Genomic DNA, 15,461 nt, shown 5'->3' with positions numbered 1-15,461 from the left:
TTATGTTGGAAAACGTTTGACTCCGTCGTAGGGTGGGCGCATGCTCGCCCGCCAGCGCCAGGACCTGATCCTCGACGAGGTCCGCAGCACCGGCGGCGTGCGCGTGTCCGACCTGGTGGAGCGCCTCGGCGTCTCCGACATGACCGTGCGCCGCGACATCGAGACCCTGGCCGCCCGTGGGCTCGTCACGCGGGTGCACGGCGGGGCCACCGCGGCGGGGTCGAGTGTGGAGGAACCGGGGTTCGCGGCGAAGTCGGAGCTGCGCACGGCGGCGAAACGGGCGATCGCGGCGGCCGCGGCGGCGCTGGTCGAGCCGGGGGCGTCGGTGGCGCTGTCGGCGGGCACCACCACGCACGCGGTGGCGTCGGCGCTGCTCGGGGTGCCGGGGCTGACCGTCGTCACCAACTCGGTGCGCGTCGCCGAGGTGCTGTGGACCGGCGACACGACGGTCGTGCTGACGGGCGGCGAGCGCACCCCGTCCGACGCGCTCGTCGGCCCCGTCGCGACGGCGGCGCTGGCGGGACTGCACGTCGACTGGCTGCTCATGGGCGTGCACGGCATGGACGCCGGGGCCGGGTTCACCACACCGAACCTGGCCGAGGCGCAGACGAACCGCGCGCTCGTCGCGAGCGCGCGCCGGGTGGCCGTGGTGGCCGACAACTCGAAGTGGGGAGTGGTGGGGTTGAGCACGATCGCGGCGCTGCACGAGGTCGACGTGGTGGTCAGCGACGACGGGCTGGAACCCGCCGCGCGCACCGTCCTCGACGAGCGGTGCGGACGGCTGGTGCTGGCGTGATCCGCACCGACGCCCCCATGGCCGACGGCCGCACCCTGCGCTACTACGACGAGTCCCCCGGCCGCGTGCCGCCGCCCGACACCCGCGACCTGCCCGTCGTCGAGCACGGCTCGGTGATGCGCTACGACGTGCTCACCGGCGAGTGGGTCACGATCGCCGCACACCGGATGAACCGGACGCATCTGCCGCCCGCCGACCTGTGCCCGCTGTGCCCGACGCAGCCGGGCGGCGAGGCGTCGGAGGTGCCGTCGGACCACTACGACGTCGTCGTGTTCGACAACCGCTTCCCCTCGTTCGGCACGGGCAGCGGCCCGGTGCCCACCGAGGTCGACGGCGACCCGCTGTGGCCCCAGCGCCCGGCCACCGGCACCTGCGAGGTCATGTGCTTCACCTCCGACCACACCGCGGCGTTCTCCGAGCTGCCGCCTCGGCGGGTGCGCACCGTGATCGAGGCGTGGGCCGACCGGACGACGGAGCTGTCCGGGCGCGAGGGCGTCGAGCAGGTGTTCCTGTTCGAGAACCGCGGCGTCGAGATCGGGGTGTCGCTGCAGCACCCGCACGGGCAGGTCTTCGGCTACCCCTACGTCACCCCGCGCACCGCGCAGCTGCTGACGCGCTCCGCGGCGCACCGCCAGCGGACCGGCCGCGACCTGTTCGACGACGTGCTCTCCAGCGAGCGCAGGGCAGGCACCCGCGTCGTGATCGACGCCGAGCACTGGACGGCGTACGTGCCCGCCGCGGCCCGCTGGCCCGTCGAGGCCCATCTCGTGCCGCACCGGGCCGTGCCCGACATGGCCGCGCTCACCGACGACGAGCGCGCCGAGCTGGCGGTCGTGTACCGCGACCTGCTCGGCCGCGTCGAGCGCTACTTCGGTCCCGAGTCCACCGACCCGCCCTACATCGCGGCCTGGCACCAGGCCCCCGTGCACACCGGACGCGACCTCACCCGGCTACACCTGCAGCTGTTCTCGCTGCGCCGCGCGCCGGGCAAGCTCAAGTACCTCGCGGGGTCGGAGTCGGGCATGGCGGCCTGGCTCAACGACGCCTCGCCGGAGAAGATCGCCGCCCGGCTGCGGGAGGTGGGGACGTGACGTGGTCGGCGCCCGGGCGCGTCAACCTCATCGGCGAGCACGTCGACTACGCCGAGGGGCTGTGCCTGCCGTTCGCGCTGGCCGAGCGGACGGTCGTGGAGGCGTCGGTGCGCGCCGACGGGCGGTTCGTCGCCCGCAGCGACGCCGAGCGCGGCACCACCGACCTGCCCCTCGCCGACGTCGGCCCCGGCTCCCCCGCCGGCTGGGCCGGGTACGCCGCCGGGGTGCTGTGGGCGCTGCGCGCGGCCGGGCACCCGGTCGGCGGGATGGACCTGACGGTCACCGCGACCGTGCCGCTCGGGGCCGGGCTGTCGTCGTCGGCAGCGCTGGAGTGCGCGGTCGCCGTGGCCGCCGACGACCTGTTCGGGCTCGGCCTGGACCGGGCGTCGCTCGCACGGGCGTGCGTGCGCGCGGAGAACGAGGTGGTCGGCGCCGCGACCGGCGGGATGGACCAGTCCGCGTCGCTGCTCTGTACCGCGGGCCACGCCCTGCTGCTCGACACCCGCGACGGCTCGACGCGGCAGGTCCCGTTCGCCCCCGCCGACGACGGGCTCGCCGTCCTCGTCATCGACACGCGCGTCCGGCACCACCTCGCCGACGGGCGGTACGGGGCGCGCCGGGCGTCGGTGGAGAAGGCCGCCGACGTGCTCGGGCTGCCGAGCCTGCGCGACGCCGCCCTCGACGACCTCGGATCGCTCGACGCGGAGCTCGTGCCCCGCGCACGGCACATCGTCACCGAGATCGCACGGGTCGGCGAGGTCGTGGCCCTGCTCGACGACGGGCGGCTGCGCGACATCGGCCCGCTCCTCGACGCCTCGCACGCCTCCCTCGTCCACGACTACGAGGTGTCCTGCGCGGAGCTGGACCTCGCCGTCGACGTGGCCCGGGCGGCCGGTGCGCTGGGGGCGCGGATGACCGGCGGCGGGTTCGGCGGGTCGGCGATCGCGCTGGTGCCGATCGACCGCGTCGACGCCGTGACCGACGCGGTGCGGGCGGCGTTCGCCCGCGGCGGCCTCACCGTCCCGGACGTCCGGGTGGCGGAGCCGAGCGCGGGGGCGCACCGCGACGCGTGAGCGGAACACCACGGCTGTTCGATCACCCCAGGAGAACCGTGGTGTTCCGCCCACGCGTGCGATCCCTACGCTGACGCGGGGACGCGCGGACCCGTCACCGCCGACGACCTCGCCGCCGCCGTCGCCGGGTCCGTCGACGCGCTGCGGAGCAGCAGCGACTCGCGGGCGCAAGGGCGGCGACTCGCGGGCGCGAAGGCGGCGACTCGCGGGCGGAGATACCGCGACTCGCGGGGTGGGGGCAGCGACTCGCGGGCGGGGGTGGCGTCAGTTGAGCACGTCGCCCGCGTGCTCCACCGCCGTCCGGATCTGGAACGACGGCCGCAGCAGCATCGTCAGCTCGGTGCGCTCCAGCGCGTCGGCGAGGCGGTGCACGTCGGTCGTCGAGAGCCGCCAGGGCAGCAGCACCCGCCGGTAGAACAGCGTGGGCGGGCCGGCGTCGAGGGTGACGAGCACGTCGAGGTCGCCGATGTCGCCGTCGCGGGCCAGGTGGGTGCGGGCCGTCATCGCGCTGCACGCCGCGAGCGCGCCCGTCATCAGCTCCAGCGGGGTGGGGCCGCCGTCGCCGTGGTCGACCACGACGGTGTGCGCCCCGAGCCCCAGCACCACGGGCCCGCTGGGGGCGATCCGTGCCTGCGCCGCCGCCAGCGGCATCTGCATCGTCACGCGAGCACCTCCGTGATCGGAAGCCGCACCTGGAAGCGCGTGTTCCCCGGGACGGAGTGCACCGCGATGTCGCCGTGGTGGCGCGAGACGACCACCCGGTAGCTGACGTCGAGGCCGAGCCCGGTGCCCTTGCCGACGCCCTTCGTCGTGAAGAACGGCTCGAAGATGCGCTGCCGGACCTCCGGCGGGATGCCGGGGCCGGTGTCGGCGATCTCGACGAGCACCCGCTCGTCGTCGCGCGCGGTGCGGACCGTCAGGGTGCCCGCCCCGTCCATCGCGTCGATCGCGTTGTCGATGATGTTGGTCCACACCTGGTTGAGCTCGGCGGAGTAGACCGGGATCGCCGGGAGCGTCCGGTCGTAGTCCTTGACGATCTCCACGCCCCCCTCGTCGCCCAGCTTGCGGCCGAACATCACCAGCGTGGCGTCGAGTCCCTCGTGGACGTCGACGAAGCGGTGCGGCGCGCGGTCCATCTGCGAGTACTGCTTGGCCGCCAAGACGAGATCGGAGATCCGCGAGGTGGCGTCGGTGATCTCGCGAAGCAGGCTCTCGGTCTCCACCGTGTACGCCAGCCAGCGGATCGCCCCCTCCAGCACCGCGGGGTCGGACGCGGTGCGCACGGCGTCGAGGTCGGAGACCTCCAACCCGCCCGCGACGAACACCGGCGCGAGGTCCCAGCCGCCGGGGATCCCGGCGCCGTCGAGCCAGTCGCCGAGCTCGTCCTCGCGGTCGGAGGTCTCGATCGGCGAGAGCGACGGGGCGTGGCGCACCTTCTTGACGAACTCGTCCTGCGCCAGCACCAGCTTGTGCAGCTGCGGCCCGGCGATGTGGCCGTCGGCGATCATCGCGAGCTTGTTGCGCATCCCGGTGACCTTGTCGCGCAGCGCGTCGGCCGCCCGGCCCGCTGCGGCGGCGGGGTTGTTCAGCTCGTGCGTCAGGCCCGCCGAGAGCTTGCCCAGTGCCAGGAGCCGCTCGCGCTCGGCGGTGATCTGCCCGCCCTTGCGCAGCCCGAGGATCATGCCCTCCAGCAGGTGGACGGCCATCGGGAACCACTGCTGGAACACCGCCGCGAACTCCGTCGCGGGCAGCGCGAGCACGCAGCAGTCGGTGATCGCCCGGACCGAGGCCGGGTAGGTCCGGGCGCTCTCGTCGTCGAGGTAGAACTGGACCGCGCCGAAGTACACGCCGCGGTGGTCGGTGCGGGTGGTCTCGACCGGGTCGCCGCCGATGATCCTGCTCATCGCCAGCGTGCCGGACAGGAGGACGTAGAAGCAGCCGGAGGGATCCCCCTCGGTCACGATGTCGTCCCCGGCGGCCACGTCCACCTCGTCGGCGTGCGCCGCCACCCACGCGAGCTGCTCGTCCTCGAGCGCCTCGAACAGGAACAGCGAGCGCAGGTCCGCCCGGGTGCTCACTGCTCCGCCAGGTACCGGTGCACCAGCGTCACCGCCATCGCACCCTCGCCGACCGCCGACGCCACCCGCTTGACCGACTCCGACCGCACGTCGCCCGCCACGAACACCCCGGGGATGCTCGCCTCCAGGTGGTACGGGTCGCGGTCGAGCGGCCAGCCGGGCGGCGGGGACCCCTCGTGCAGCAGGTCGGGCCCGGTCGGGACGAAGCCGCGCGCGTCGCGGACGACCACGCCGTCGAGCCAGTCGGTGCGCGGCGCCGCCCCGATGAACACGAACATCGCCCCGGCCCCGACGGTCTCCTTCTCCCCCGAGTTCCGGTCGGAGAGCACGAGCCGCTCCAGGTGCCCGTCGCCGCACGCCTCCGCGACCTCGGTGCCGGTGCGGACGTGCACGTTCTCGATCGCGTCCAGCTGCTTGATCAGGTAGTGCGACATGGACGCCTCCAGGTTCGGGCCGCGCACCAGCACCGTGACCGTCGCCGCGTGCTTGGAGAAGAACACCGCCGCCTGCCCCGCCGAGTTCGCCCCGCCGACGATGTAGACGTCCTCGCCCTTGCAGGCGGGTGCCTCGGTGGCCGCGGACCCGTAGAACACGCCACGGCCCGCCAGCTCGCCGACGCCGGGCGCGTCGAGGTTGCGGTAGGCCACACCGGTGGCGAGCACGACGGCGTGCGCCGCGATCTCCGTGCCGTCGCCGAACTTCACGACCCGCGCCGAGCCCCGCGCCTCCAGCGCGACGACGTCGCGGGCGGTGAGCACCTCGGCCCCGAACTTGGCGGCCTGGCGCCGGGCGCGGTCGGTGAGCTGCGCGCCGGACACGCCGTCGGGGAAGCCGAGGTAGTTCTCGATCCGGGAGCTCTGCCCGGCCTGCCCGCCGGTGGCCTGGCGCTCGACGAGCACCGTGCGCAGCCCCTCCGACGCCCCGTAGACCGCGGACCCCAGCCCCGCCGGGCCGCCGCCGATGACGATGAGGTCGTAGAAGTCGGCGACCGGGTCGACGGTGAGACCGCACGCGTTCGCGATCTCCGCGTCGCTCGGGGAGCGCAGCGCCGTGCCGTCGGTGGTGATGACGACCGGCAGGTCCTCGGTGGAGGCACCCGCGGCGTCGAGCAGCCGGGCGCCCTCGGCGTCCTCGACGGAGTACCAGCGGTAGGGCACGGAGTTGCGGGCCAGGAAGTCACGCGCGGCGAACGACTCCGCCGACCAGCGGTGCCCCACCACCCGGATCTCGTCGACGGGCTTCTGCCCCACCGCGCGCCAGGTCTCCACCAGCGCGTCGACGACGGGGTAGAGCTTCTCCTCGGGCGGGTCCCACGGCTTGAGCAGGTAGTGGTCGACGTCGACGACGTTGATCGCCTGGATCGCGGCGTCGGTGTCGGCGTAGGCGGTGAGCAGGGCGCGGCGGGCGTGCGGGACGACGTCCATCGCCTGCTCGAGGAACTCGATGCCGTTCATCCCGGGCATCCGGTAGTCGGCGAGGATCGCGGCCACGGGCTCGCCGCGCAGCGTCAGCTCCCGCAGTGCCTCCAGCGCGTCGGCCCCGGACTCGGCCCGGACGATGCGGTGGTCCTGGCCGTAGCGGCGCCGCAGGTCGCGGGCCACGGATCGGCTGACGCCGGGGTCGTCGTCGACCGTGAGGATCACGGGCTTGCTGGCGGGGGGTTGGGTCAACTGATCTCCCTGGTAGGGCGGCGGCCCCACCGAAGCTAACCCTCCCTGCGCCGGTGCGCGAGCACCTTCACGCTGTGCGGGCCACCGCGAAGATCCGGCGGAACGGGAACCACGTGCTGCCGTCGGGCCGGACGGGGTAGGCGGCGCGCAGGCGCGGGGCGAGCTCGGCGCGGAACTCGGCGTAGTCGGCGGGGCTCAGCGCGTCGCGGACCGGGCGCAGGGCGGTGCCGCTGATCCACTGCAGCACCGGGTCCTCGCCGGTGAGGCGCTGCAGGTAGGTGGTCTCCCAGGCGTCGACCTGCGCACCGGCGTCGGAGAGCAGGTCCGCGTAGCCGGCGGGGTCGAGCACGGCGGTGCCGTCGCGCAGGTCGGTCGTGCCGTGCCAGCGCGGCTCGGCGAGCAGCTCACGGACCAGCGCGTGCGACGGGGCGTCGAGGTTGCCGGGGACCTGCAGCGCGAACCACGCGCCGGACGGCAGCGCCGCGATCCAGCGCGGCAGCAGGTCCATGTGCTCGGGCACCCACTGCAGCACCGCGTTGGTGACGACGACGTCGGTGTCCGGGGCGGGGGTCCAGTCGCGGACGTCGGCCTGCCCGGCGTCGATGTCGCGCGCCCTGGCCGCGTCGACCATCTCCGCCGACGAGTCGAACGCACTGATCGCGGCGCCGGGCCAGCGGGCCGCGAGCACCGCGGTGAGGTGGCCGGGTCCGCAGCCCATGTCGACGACCCGCCGCGGTGCGACCGCTCCCACCCGGGCGAGCAGGTCGTGGAACGGGCGGGAGCGGTGGTCGTCGAAGCCGAGGTAGAGCGCGGGGTCCCAGGAGGTGGTGCTCACGTCCGCATGCCCAACGCCGCAGCCGCGTCGGCGGCGACCTGGCGCACCGCGGTGACCTCGGTGCCCGGATCGGGCCGCACCTGCAGCACGATCCCGTCGCGGCCGGGGACCTTGCGCTGGACGAACCACGCCCCGCCGCCGGGCAGGTCGCGGTGGTGGCGGCTGCGGATCGACGCGGTGACGCGCTCCTGCACGATCTCCGGCGCGCGCCCGGGCTCGGCGAGGCGCAGCCGGACCACCGGGCGGTCGACGAGCAGCACCGCTCCCCCGGCCTGCTCCTCCTGCGCCTCCACCAGCTCGATCGCCCCGTTGCCCCAGGCCGCCCGGCTCACGAGGTGCCAGCCGACCCGGCGCACGCCGCCGTCGGAGGCGGGGATCCACAGCCCCCACGAGGTGACGACGAGGTGCCCACCCCCGGTGAGCACCGCGACGGAGAGCACCCGCTCGTCGGGCTCCAGCGTCGCGCCGAACCCGTCGGGCAGCTCGTCGCGGCCCAGCACCCGGCGGATGGCCTTCAGCGGGCTCAACCTCGGCGGCCTCATCGGGACGCCTGCTCGCGCAGCGCGATCCGGTACTGCTCCAGCGGCACCAGGTCGCCGAAGAGCTGGTGGTAGGCGTCGGCGTCCTCCAGCGGGTTGGTGCGCTGCAGCCGCCCCTTCAGCTCCGCCACCTGGGCCTCGACCAGCGCCAGCTTCACCCCGGCCACCACGCTGCCCACGTACCGCGCCTCCTCCATCCCGCGCCGCGGCATCTGCAGCGGCTCGACGGCCAGCTCGTGCACCAGCGGCCGCACCTCCGGGACGCACTCGACGCTGACGGCCTCCAGCCACGTCGGCCCCTGCAGCCCGGCGCAGACGCCGCCCGCGGCCTGCACCGCGCGGTGCACCCCCGCGAGCGACGGGTGGCTGAAGACCTGCTCGGGCAGCTCGTCGTAGGCCGGCCCGGCGATCGCGGGCAGCTGCAGCGCGGCCTTGAGCGCCTCGCGCTGCAGGTGCAGGCGGGGGTCGTCGCGCGGGGGCGGGGCGGGCACCTCGCGGCGGCCGCGCACCTTCTCCGGTGCCACACCCGCCTCCTCGCGCACCCGGCGGACGACCGCGAACTCGTCGGGCCAGCCCGTCCAGCCGGCGAGGCGACGGGCGTACTCGTCGCGCAGGTCCTCGCGCTTGATCCGCGCGACGAGCGGGACCGCGCGGCGCAGCGCCGCCGTCTGCCCCTCCGGCGTCTCGAGGTTGTGCTCGCGCAGCATGGAGCGGATGACGAACTCGTAGAGGGGCTCGCGCCGGGCGACCAGGTCGCGCACCGCGGTGTCGCCGTGCGTCTGGCGCAGCTCGCAGGGGTCCTGGCCGTCGGGGGCGATGGTGACGTAGGTCTGCCCGGTGTAGCTCTGCTCCCCCTCGAACGCCTTGAGCGCGGCGGCCTGACCGGCCGCGTCGCCGTCGAAGGTGTAGATGACCTCGCCGAGGTCGAACGAGTCGTCCCCGATCAGGCGCCGGATCACCGCGATGTGCTCGGTGCCGAACGCCGTGCCGCAGGACGCGACCGCGGTGGTGACGCCCGCTAGGTGCATCGCCATGACGTCGGTGTAGCCCTCGACGACCACGACCTGGCGGCGCTTCGCGATCTCGCGCTTGGCGAGGTCGAGCCCGAACAGCACGTTGGTCTTGCGGTAGACCGGCGAGTCGGAGGTGTTGAGGTACTTGGCGTCGATGCCGTCGTCGTCGAAGATGCGCCGCGCCCCGAAGCCGACGACCTCGCCGCCGAGGTCGCGGATCGGCCACAGCAGGCGCCGGTGGAAGCGGTCGATCGGCCCGCGGCGGCCCTCCTTGGACAGCCCGGCCTTGACCAGCTCGTCGAAGGAGAACCCGGCGGCGAGCAGGTGCTTGGTGAGGGTGTCCCAACCGGCGGGGGCCCACCCGCAGCCGAACGTGGCCGCCGCCGCGGCGTCGAACCCGCGGGAGGTGAGGAACTCGACGCCCTTCGCGGCCTCGGGCGTCTGCAGCTGCGCGGCGTAGAACTCCGCGGCCCGCTTGTTGGCCTCCAGCAGGCGCGAGCGGGTGCCCTTGTCGCGCTGCACCGACGCCCCGCCGCCGGTGTAGGTGAGCCGGAACCCGATCCGGTCGGCGAGGCGCTCCACCGCCTCCGCGAACCCGACGACCTCGATCTTCATCACGAAGTCGAAGACGCTGCCGCCCTCGCCGCAGCCGAAGCAGTGGAACGTGCCGTGCGTCGGGCGGACGTTGAAGCTCGGCGACTTCTCGTCGTGGAAGGGGCACAGGCCCTTGAGCGATCCGGCGCCCGCACGACGCAGGGCCACGTAGTCGCCGATGACCTCGTCGATGCGGGTGCGGTCGCGGACCTCGGTGATGTCCGAATCCCTGATGCGTCCCGCCACGCGACCGAGTCTAGGCGCGTTCGGTGAAGGTCAGCTCCAGGGCGTCCAGCACGGGCCGGTAGCCGATCCGGGGGTAGATCGCGTTGCTCACCGGGTTGGCGAGGTCGGTGAACAGCACGACCTCCCGCGCCCCGGCGTCCTGCGCCCACGCCGTGGCCGCAGCCGTGACCGCGGACCCGTAACCGTGCCCGCGCAGCTCCGGCGGGGTGTAGACGGGCCCGATCCGCGACATCGCGCCGACCGGGCGGCGCGCGGTGGCGTAGGCCACGGGCCGCCCGTCGATCTCCCACAGCAGGTGCCCGGCCCCGCGCTCCATCGACTCGACGATCCCGGGCCGCGGGTCGGCCGGCGGGTCCAGCGCACGGATCGCCTCGCCGCCGAACGCCGCCTGCCAGCGCGCGACGAGGTCGACGTCGTCGGGCCCCGCGACGCGCGCGCACCCCGGCACCCGGGCCGGTGGCGTGAGCGCGGCCAGCCGGAACAGCCGCATCCGCATCGCGACCTCGCTGCCCCGGCCCGTCCGGGCCGTGTACGCGGCCGCGAACGCCTCCACCTGCGGCACCGGCCCGTTGACGGCGGGCAGGTCGGTGCCTGCCCGCTCCGCCGCCGCGGCGGCGAGCCCCGGCGGCAGCGCGGAGGCCACCGCGGGCCGCCGGACCTCCTGCAGCAGCGCGCCGACCGTCTCCCCGGCCCGGGCGACCGTCACCAGCAGGGCGGCGCGGTCGGGCCGGTCGCGGAGCCGGTCCAGGACGGTGTGGGCGAGCGTGTGCCGGACCGGGTCGGCGGCGTAGAGCGGCCCGGCCGCGGCGTCGAACGCCGCGACCGACCCGTGGACGGTGACCCGCATGCCCCCATCCTCGCACCGGGGGCGAGCGGGTTCCGTCAGAGAACCGGCAGGTAGGTGGCCAGTTCGTAGGGGGTGACGTTGCGGCGGTACGCGTCCCACTCGGCCCGCTTGTTGCGCAGGAAGAAGTCGAACACGTGCTCGCCGAGGACCTCGGCCACCAGCTCGGAGCCCTCCATCGCGTGCAGCGCCTCGGTGAGGTTCTGCGGCAGCGGCTCGTAGCCCAGCGCGCGGCGCTCGGTGTCGGTGAGCGACCACACGTCGTCCTCGGTGGCCGGGCCCAGCTCGTAGCCCTTGGCGACGCCCTGCAGGCCCGCCCCGAGGATCACCGCGAAGGCCAGGTACGGGTTGCACGCGGTGTCGAGGGTGCGGATCTCCACCCGGCGCGTCGAGGACTTGCCGGGCGAGTACATCGGGACACGCGCGAGCGCGGAGCGGTTGGCGTGCCCCCAGGACACGGCGGTGGGCGCCTCCCCGCCGGTGATCAGGCGCTTGTAGGAGTTGACCCACTGGTTGGTGACCGCGCTGATCTCCCGCGCGTGCCGCAGGACGCCCGCGACGAACGCCTTGCCCGTCTCGGACAGCTCGTAGGGGTCGTTCGGGTCGTGGAAGGCGTTGCGGTCGCCCTCGAAGAGGGAGAAGTGGGTGTGCATCGCCGAGCCGGGGTGCTGGGAGAACGGCTTGGGCATGAACGACGCGCGCACGCCCTGGGTGATCGCCACCTCCTTCACCACGTACCGGAAGGTCATGATGTTGTCGGCCATGGTCAGGGCGTCGGCGTAGCGCAGGTCGATCTCCTGCTGGCCGGGGCCGCCCTCGTGGTGGCTGAACTCCACCGAGATCCCCATCGACTCCAGGGTCTCCACCGCGTTGCGCCGGAAGTGCGGGGCGACGTCGTGGCTGGCCTGGTCGAAGTAGCCGCCGGAGTCGGCGGGGACCGGGGGCGTGCCGTCGGCGGTGAGCTCGCGGAGCAGGTAGAACTCGATCTCGGGGTGGACGTAGCAGGTGAAACCGGCCTCGGCGGCCTTGCTCAGCGCACGGCGCAGGACGTGCCGCGGGTCGGCCCAGGACGGCGAGCCGTCGGGCATGGCGATGTCGCAGAACATGCGGGCGGAGTAGTGCTCACCGGACGCGGTCTCCCAGGGCAGCACCTGGAACGTCGACGGGTCGGGCCGGGCGACCATGTCGGACTCGTAGACGCGCGCGAAGCCCTCGATCGCGGATCCGTCGAACCCGATGCCCTCGGCGAAGGCCCCTTCGAGCTCGGCGGGCGCGACGGCCACCGACTTGAGATATCCGAGCACGTCGGTGAACCAGAGCCGCACGAAGCGGATGTCGCGTTCCTCGAGTGTGCGGAGCACGAACTCCTGCTGGCGATCCATGGTCCGGAGACTAGGAACGCCGCGTTACGAACGTGTTTCGTGCCTGGTCACTGTGGTGTCGGTGACGTCATCAGATCGTGCAGGAGGCTCCGTCGGCCGGGATCTCGAGATCCACGAGGTACCGCGTGACGGCGTCGTCGACGCACGGCACGCCGGTCAGCGCGACGGTGTGCTGGTTTCCCTCGACCGACAGCAGCGCGGCGCCGAGCTGGTCGGCCAGGCGCACCCCGGCCTCGTACGGCGTGGCCGGGTCGCCGGTCACCGAGATCACCAGCACCGGCGGGAGCCCGTCGACGACGGGCAGCGCGGGCTCGGTGGTCGGCGGCACCGGCCAGAACGCGCACGGCGGGCGGGCCGCGCTCGGGCCGCGGCCGTCGTCGCGGAACGGGGCGACCTCGCGGTACCGGGTGTCGATCTCCAGGTAGACCGCGGGATCGGTGAGGCGCCGGTCGTCGACGCAGGCGATCACCGGGAACGCCTCGAGGTCGTTGTCGTAGGTGCCGTCCTCGGCGCGGCCCTCGTAGCTGTCGGCGAGCAGCGCGAGGACGCGGCCGCTGCCGGCCGTCAGCTCGGTGAGCCCGAGCCGCAGGACCTCCCAGAGCTGGTCGCTGTAGAGCGCCTGGACGACCCCGGTCATCGCGTCGGCGTAGCCGAGCCGCCGCCCGTCGCCGACGGCCGCCGGGCTGTCGTAGAGCGGCAGGACCAGCGCCCGGAACGCGTCGACGGCGGCCGCGGGGTCCGTCCCGAGCGCGCAGTCCGGCCGGGTGGTGCAGTCGGCCGCGAACGCGTCGAAGGCCAGCTGGAACCCGGCCGCCTGGTCCACCGAGCTCTCCACCGGGTCCTGCGCGGGATCGACGGCCCCGTCGAGGACGAGCGCCCGCACGTTCGCCGGGAACGCCTCGGCGTACTTCGCCCCGATGAACGTGCCGTAGGAGTAGCCGAGGAAGGTCAGCTGCCGGTCGCCGAGCGCGTCGCGCAGGATGTCCAGGTCGCGCACGACCTCGCGGGTGCCGACGTTGGCCAGCACGTCGACCCCGACGCGCTCGACGCAGCGGTCGACGAACTCCTGCGAGTCGGCCTCCACCAGCGCGACGCCCGCGGGTGAGCCGTCGGCGTCGATGTCGGCGCGCTCCTCGTCGCGCTCGGTGTCGGTCTCGCAGTCGATCGCGGGCTCGCTGGCCCCGACCCCGCGCGGGTCGAAGCCGATGAGGTCGAACCGCTCGGCGAGCGGGGTGCCCGCGATCCCGGCGGCGATCGACGGCCCGAAGCTCATCCCGGACGCGCCGGGCCCGCCCGGGTTGAGCAGCAGCGACCCGATCCGGTCCCCGGTGGCGCGCTTGCGCAGCATCGCGATCTCGGCGGTGTCGCCGTCGGGCCGCGCGTAGTCCAGCGGCACCGTGACGGTGGCGCAGTCCAGGGCGGGGTCGGCGTAGGAGCTGCGGTCGTCGGCGGTGACCGCGAACGGCGCGCACGGCCCCCAGGCCGGTTCCTGGCCGTAGAACGACGCCAGGCCGGCCGGTGCGGGTGACCCCGCGGCGGAACCGGTGCCCGCGACCGTGGTGGTGCACCCGGCCACCAGCGCCAGCGCGAGCGCGGCGGCGGGGGCGGCGACACGTCGGACGTCCATCGGCCCGAGCATGCCAGCCGACCGGCGCCCCCCGTCCGGCGGATCACCCGGCCGGTGTGAACTCCGTCGCTCGCCGGTGCCGCCGGCCCCGCGGGCTGTCACGCTCTCCCTCGTCACCACCTGACAACCCGGGGACCCCGACGGGCCTCGAGGGAGGACGGACAACGATGTCTGACAACACCGAGGTGCAGGCGCCCTACCGCGCCCCCGCCACCCCGAAGCGCACCCGCGTGCACCACCTGCGCGAGATGAAGGACCGCGGCGAGCGCTGGCCGATGCTCACCGCGTACGACGTCTACTCCGCGGAGATCTTCGACGAGGCCGGCATCCCGGTCCTGCTCGTCGGCGACTCGGCCGGCAACAACGTCTACGGCTACGACAACACCATCCCCGTGACCGTCGACGAGCTGATGCCGCTGGTCAAGGCCGTCGTCCGCGGAGCGAAGAGCGCGCTCGTCGTGGCCGACCTGCCCTTCGGCAGCTACCAGGTCAGTCCCGAGCAGGCCCTGACCACCGCCTTCCGGTTCATGAAGGAGGGCGGCGCGCACGCCGTCAAGCTCGAGGGCGGGGCGCGCTACGCCCCTCAGGTCGAGGCGCTGACCGGCGCCGGGATCCCGGTGATGGCCCACCTCGGCTTCACGCCGCAGAGCGAGCACGCACTGGGCGGGTTCCGCATCCAGGGCCGCGGCGACCACGGCGAGAAGCTCATCGAGGACGCGCTGGCGATGCAGGCCGCGGGCGCGTTCGGCGTGGTGCTGGAGATGGTCCCCGCCGACGTCGCCAAGCGCGTCACCGGCGAGCTCGCCATCCCGACGATCGGCATCGGCGCGGGCCCCGACTGCGACGCGCAGGTGCTCGTCTGGTCGGACATGGCCGGGATGAACCGCGGCCGCAAGCCGCGCTTCGTACGGCAGTACGCCGACGTGGGCTCGATCCTGGTCGACGCCGCGCGGCGGTTCGGCGACGAGGTGCGCGGCGGGGAGTACCCCGACGCGGATCACTCGTACTCCTGATCCTCCCGCGGGGGCGCGCGTCGACGCGCGCCCCCGCGGAGAGCCCTGTCCCGGTACCGGGACGGCGCCGGAGGCTCCGCCTGCGGCGAGCGCGGTGGACCCGGGCTCCGAGCCCGCTCCTAGCGTCCGGCGCGCTTGGCCGCGCGGCGCAGCTGCAGGATCCTCAGCCCACCGGGGATCGCGACGAGCAGCAGCCCGGCGATCGCGGCCAGCAGCAGCGCCACGCCGGTCGGCAGCGAGCCGGTGAAGCCCAGGAAGTTGATCTCGACCGGCACGTTGTTCTGCAGGATGAACACCAGCAGGAAGATGCCGACGATCGCCGAGAGGATCAGCCCGGTCCACAGCCCGCCGCTGCGGCTGTGGGTGATGACGGGGTCGCGCCTGCCGGGCGCGGGCGTCGTCGGGACGGGCGCCGTGTCCGGGTCCGACCGCACCGCGACGGTCTGCCCGTCCGGGTCCGTGACCGGGCCGACCGGGCGCATGCCCGGGTTCGTCGCCGGGTCGGCGTGCGGGTCGTGCGGACCGACACTGCCGTAGCTGGGCCCCCCAGATCGCGTCGCCCGGGTCGGGTCCTCGCTCATGCCGCCACCATCCCTGTTCGTCTCACCGCGTGCGCCGCGAAGTATCCCGCAACGCGTCGTGTGAGGCGGAGCACGGTCG

Annotated in this window: 14 protein-coding genes; 4 read left to right on the top strand and 10 right to left on the bottom strand. The window is 74.2% G+C overall.

What is annotated here, in order from left to right; translation table 11 throughout:
- The first annotated feature begins 40 nt into the window (after positions 1 to 40).
- From I4I81_RS00895 to galK, 3 genes are read left to right on the top strand one after another with little or no spacing between them, the layout of a single operon-like run.
- Positions 41 to 796 (top strand): DeoR/GlpR family DNA-binding transcription regulator, encoded by a 756-nt coding sequence (locus tag I4I81_RS00895; RefSeq protein ID WP_218606003.1) that lies wholly within the window; start codon positions 41 to 43, stop codon positions 794 to 796.
- The gene (galT, locus tag I4I81_RS00890; protein WP_372453711.1) at positions 793 to 1,887 is read left to right on the top strand and encodes a galactose-1-phosphate uridylyltransferase; all 1,095 of its coding nucleotides are present in this window, start codon (positions 793 to 795) and stop codon (positions 1,885 to 1,887) included. The genes I4I81_RS00895 and galT overlap by 4 nt, the downstream gene beginning before the upstream one ends.
- A complete protein-coding gene (gene galK, locus I4I81_RS00885) occupies positions 1,884 to 2,960 on the top strand; it encodes a galactokinase (protein ID WP_218606004.1) in 1,077 nt (358 codons plus the stop codon). The genes galT and galK overlap by 4 nt, the downstream gene beginning before the upstream one ends.
- Positions 2,961 to 3,224: 264 nt before the next feature.
- On the opposite strand, the gene I4I81_RS00880 is transcribed toward galK, so the two are convergent.
- The 9 genes from I4I81_RS00880 to I4I81_RS00840 all read right to left on the bottom strand — a co-directional run bounded on the left by I4I81_RS00880 (position 3,225) and on the right by I4I81_RS00840 (position 13,788).
- Positions 3,225 to 3,623, bottom strand: a complete 399-nt coding sequence (locus tag I4I81_RS00880) for an OsmC family protein (protein WP_218615723.1) — start codon at positions 3,621 to 3,623, stop codon at positions 3,225 to 3,227.
- Positions 3,620 to 5,038 (bottom strand): ATP-binding protein, encoded by a 1,419-nt coding sequence (locus tag I4I81_RS00875; RefSeq protein ID WP_218605564.1) that lies wholly within the window; start codon positions 5,036 to 5,038, stop codon positions 3,620 to 3,622. The genes I4I81_RS00880 and I4I81_RS00875 overlap by 4 nt, the downstream gene beginning before the upstream one ends.
- Positions 5,035 to 6,708 (bottom strand): NAD(P)/FAD-dependent oxidoreductase, encoded by a 1,674-nt coding sequence (locus tag I4I81_RS00870; protein ID WP_218605565.1) that lies wholly within the window; start codon positions 6,706 to 6,708, stop codon positions 5,035 to 5,037. The genes I4I81_RS00875 and I4I81_RS00870 overlap by 4 nt, the downstream gene beginning before the upstream one ends.
- Positions 6,709 to 6,775: 67 nt before the next feature.
- The gene (locus I4I81_RS00865) at positions 6,776 to 7,543 is read right to left on the bottom strand and encodes a trans-aconitate 2-methyltransferase (protein WP_218605566.1); all 768 of its coding nucleotides are present in this window, start codon (positions 7,541 to 7,543) and stop codon (positions 6,776 to 6,778) included.
- The gene (locus I4I81_RS00860) at positions 7,540 to 8,085 is read right to left on the bottom strand and encodes a hypothetical protein (protein ID WP_218605567.1); all 546 of its coding nucleotides are present in this window, start codon (positions 8,083 to 8,085) and stop codon (positions 7,540 to 7,542) included. The genes I4I81_RS00865 and I4I81_RS00860 overlap by 4 nt, the downstream gene beginning before the upstream one ends.
- Positions 8,082 to 9,935, bottom strand: a complete 1,854-nt coding sequence (gene dnaG, locus I4I81_RS00855; protein ID WP_218615722.1) for a DNA primase — start codon at positions 9,933 to 9,935, stop codon at positions 8,082 to 8,084. The genes I4I81_RS00860 and dnaG overlap by 4 nt, the downstream gene beginning before the upstream one ends.
- Before the next feature lie 10 nt (positions 9,936 to 9,945).
- Positions 9,946 to 10,782 carry a GNAT family N-acetyltransferase gene (locus tag I4I81_RS00850; RefSeq protein ID WP_218605209.1) on the bottom strand — a complete coding sequence of 279 codons (837 nt, stop codon included), beginning with the start codon at positions 10,780 to 10,782 and terminating at the stop codon, positions 9,946 to 9,948.
- A 35-nt stretch (positions 10,783 to 10,817) separates the two neighbouring features.
- A complete protein-coding gene (gene glnA, locus I4I81_RS00845) occupies positions 10,818 to 12,161 on the bottom strand; it encodes a type I glutamate--ammonia ligase (RefSeq protein ID WP_218605210.1) in 1,344 nt (447 codons plus the stop codon).
- Between the two features lie 70 nt (positions 12,162 to 12,231).
- Entirely contained in the window at positions 12,232 to 13,788 is a 1,557-nt protein-coding gene (locus I4I81_RS00840) for an alpha/beta hydrolase (RefSeq protein WP_218605211.1), read from the bottom strand.
- 95 nt (positions 13,789 to 13,883) lie between these two features.
- Between I4I81_RS00840 and panB the strand changes: the two genes are divergently transcribed.
- Positions 13,884 to 14,801 carry a 3-methyl-2-oxobutanoate hydroxymethyltransferase gene (panB, locus tag I4I81_RS00835; RefSeq protein WP_372453670.1) on the top strand — a complete coding sequence of 306 codons (918 nt, stop codon included), beginning with the start codon at positions 13,884 to 13,886 and terminating at the stop codon, positions 14,799 to 14,801.
- Positions 14,802 to 14,920: 119 nt separating this feature from the next.
- Here the strand turns inward: panB and I4I81_RS00830 are convergent, their stop codons facing one another.
- A complete protein-coding gene (locus tag I4I81_RS00830) occupies positions 14,921 to 15,382 on the bottom strand; it encodes a LapA family protein (RefSeq protein ID WP_225924446.1) in 462 nt (153 codons plus the stop codon).
- Between the last annotated feature and the right edge of the window lie 79 nt (positions 15,383 to 15,461).

Origin of the sequence: Pseudonocardia abyssalis, from assembly GCF_019263705.2 — a bacterium.
Classification (GTDB): Bacteria; Actinomycetota; Actinomycetes; order Mycobacteriales; family Pseudonocardiaceae; genus Pseudonocardia; species Pseudonocardia abyssalis.
The sequence above is the reverse complement of the archived record's forward strand: the minus strand, read 5'-3'. Positions and strand labels throughout refer to the sequence as shown.

What these genes read in the sequence shown, in the direction of transcription:
- I4I81_RS00895 (WP_218606003.1), top strand. Translation starts at nt 41, where the DNA reads ATGCTCGCCCGCCAGCGCCAGGACCTGATCCTCGACGAGGTCCGCAGC.
- I4I81_RS00860 (WP_218605567.1), bottom strand. Translation starts at nt 8,085, where the DNA reads ATGAGGCCGCCGAGGTTGAGCCCGCTGAAGGCCATCCGCCGGGTGCTG.
- I4I81_RS00850 (WP_218605209.1), bottom strand. Translation starts at nt 10,782, where the DNA reads ATGCGGGTCACCGTCCACGGGTCGGTCGCGGCGTTCGACGCCGCGGCC.
- glnA (WP_218605210.1), bottom strand. Translation starts at nt 12,161, where the DNA reads ATGGATCGCCAGCAGGAGTTCGTGCTCCGCACACTCGAGGAACGCGAC.
- I4I81_RS00840 (WP_218605211.1), bottom strand. Translation starts at nt 13,788, where the DNA reads ATGGACGTCCGACGTGTCGCCGCCCCCGCCGCCGCGCTCGCGCTGGCG.
- I4I81_RS00830 (WP_225924446.1), bottom strand. Translation starts at nt 15,382, where the DNA reads ATGAGCGAGGACCCGACCCGGGCGACGCGATCTGGGGGGCCCAGCTAC.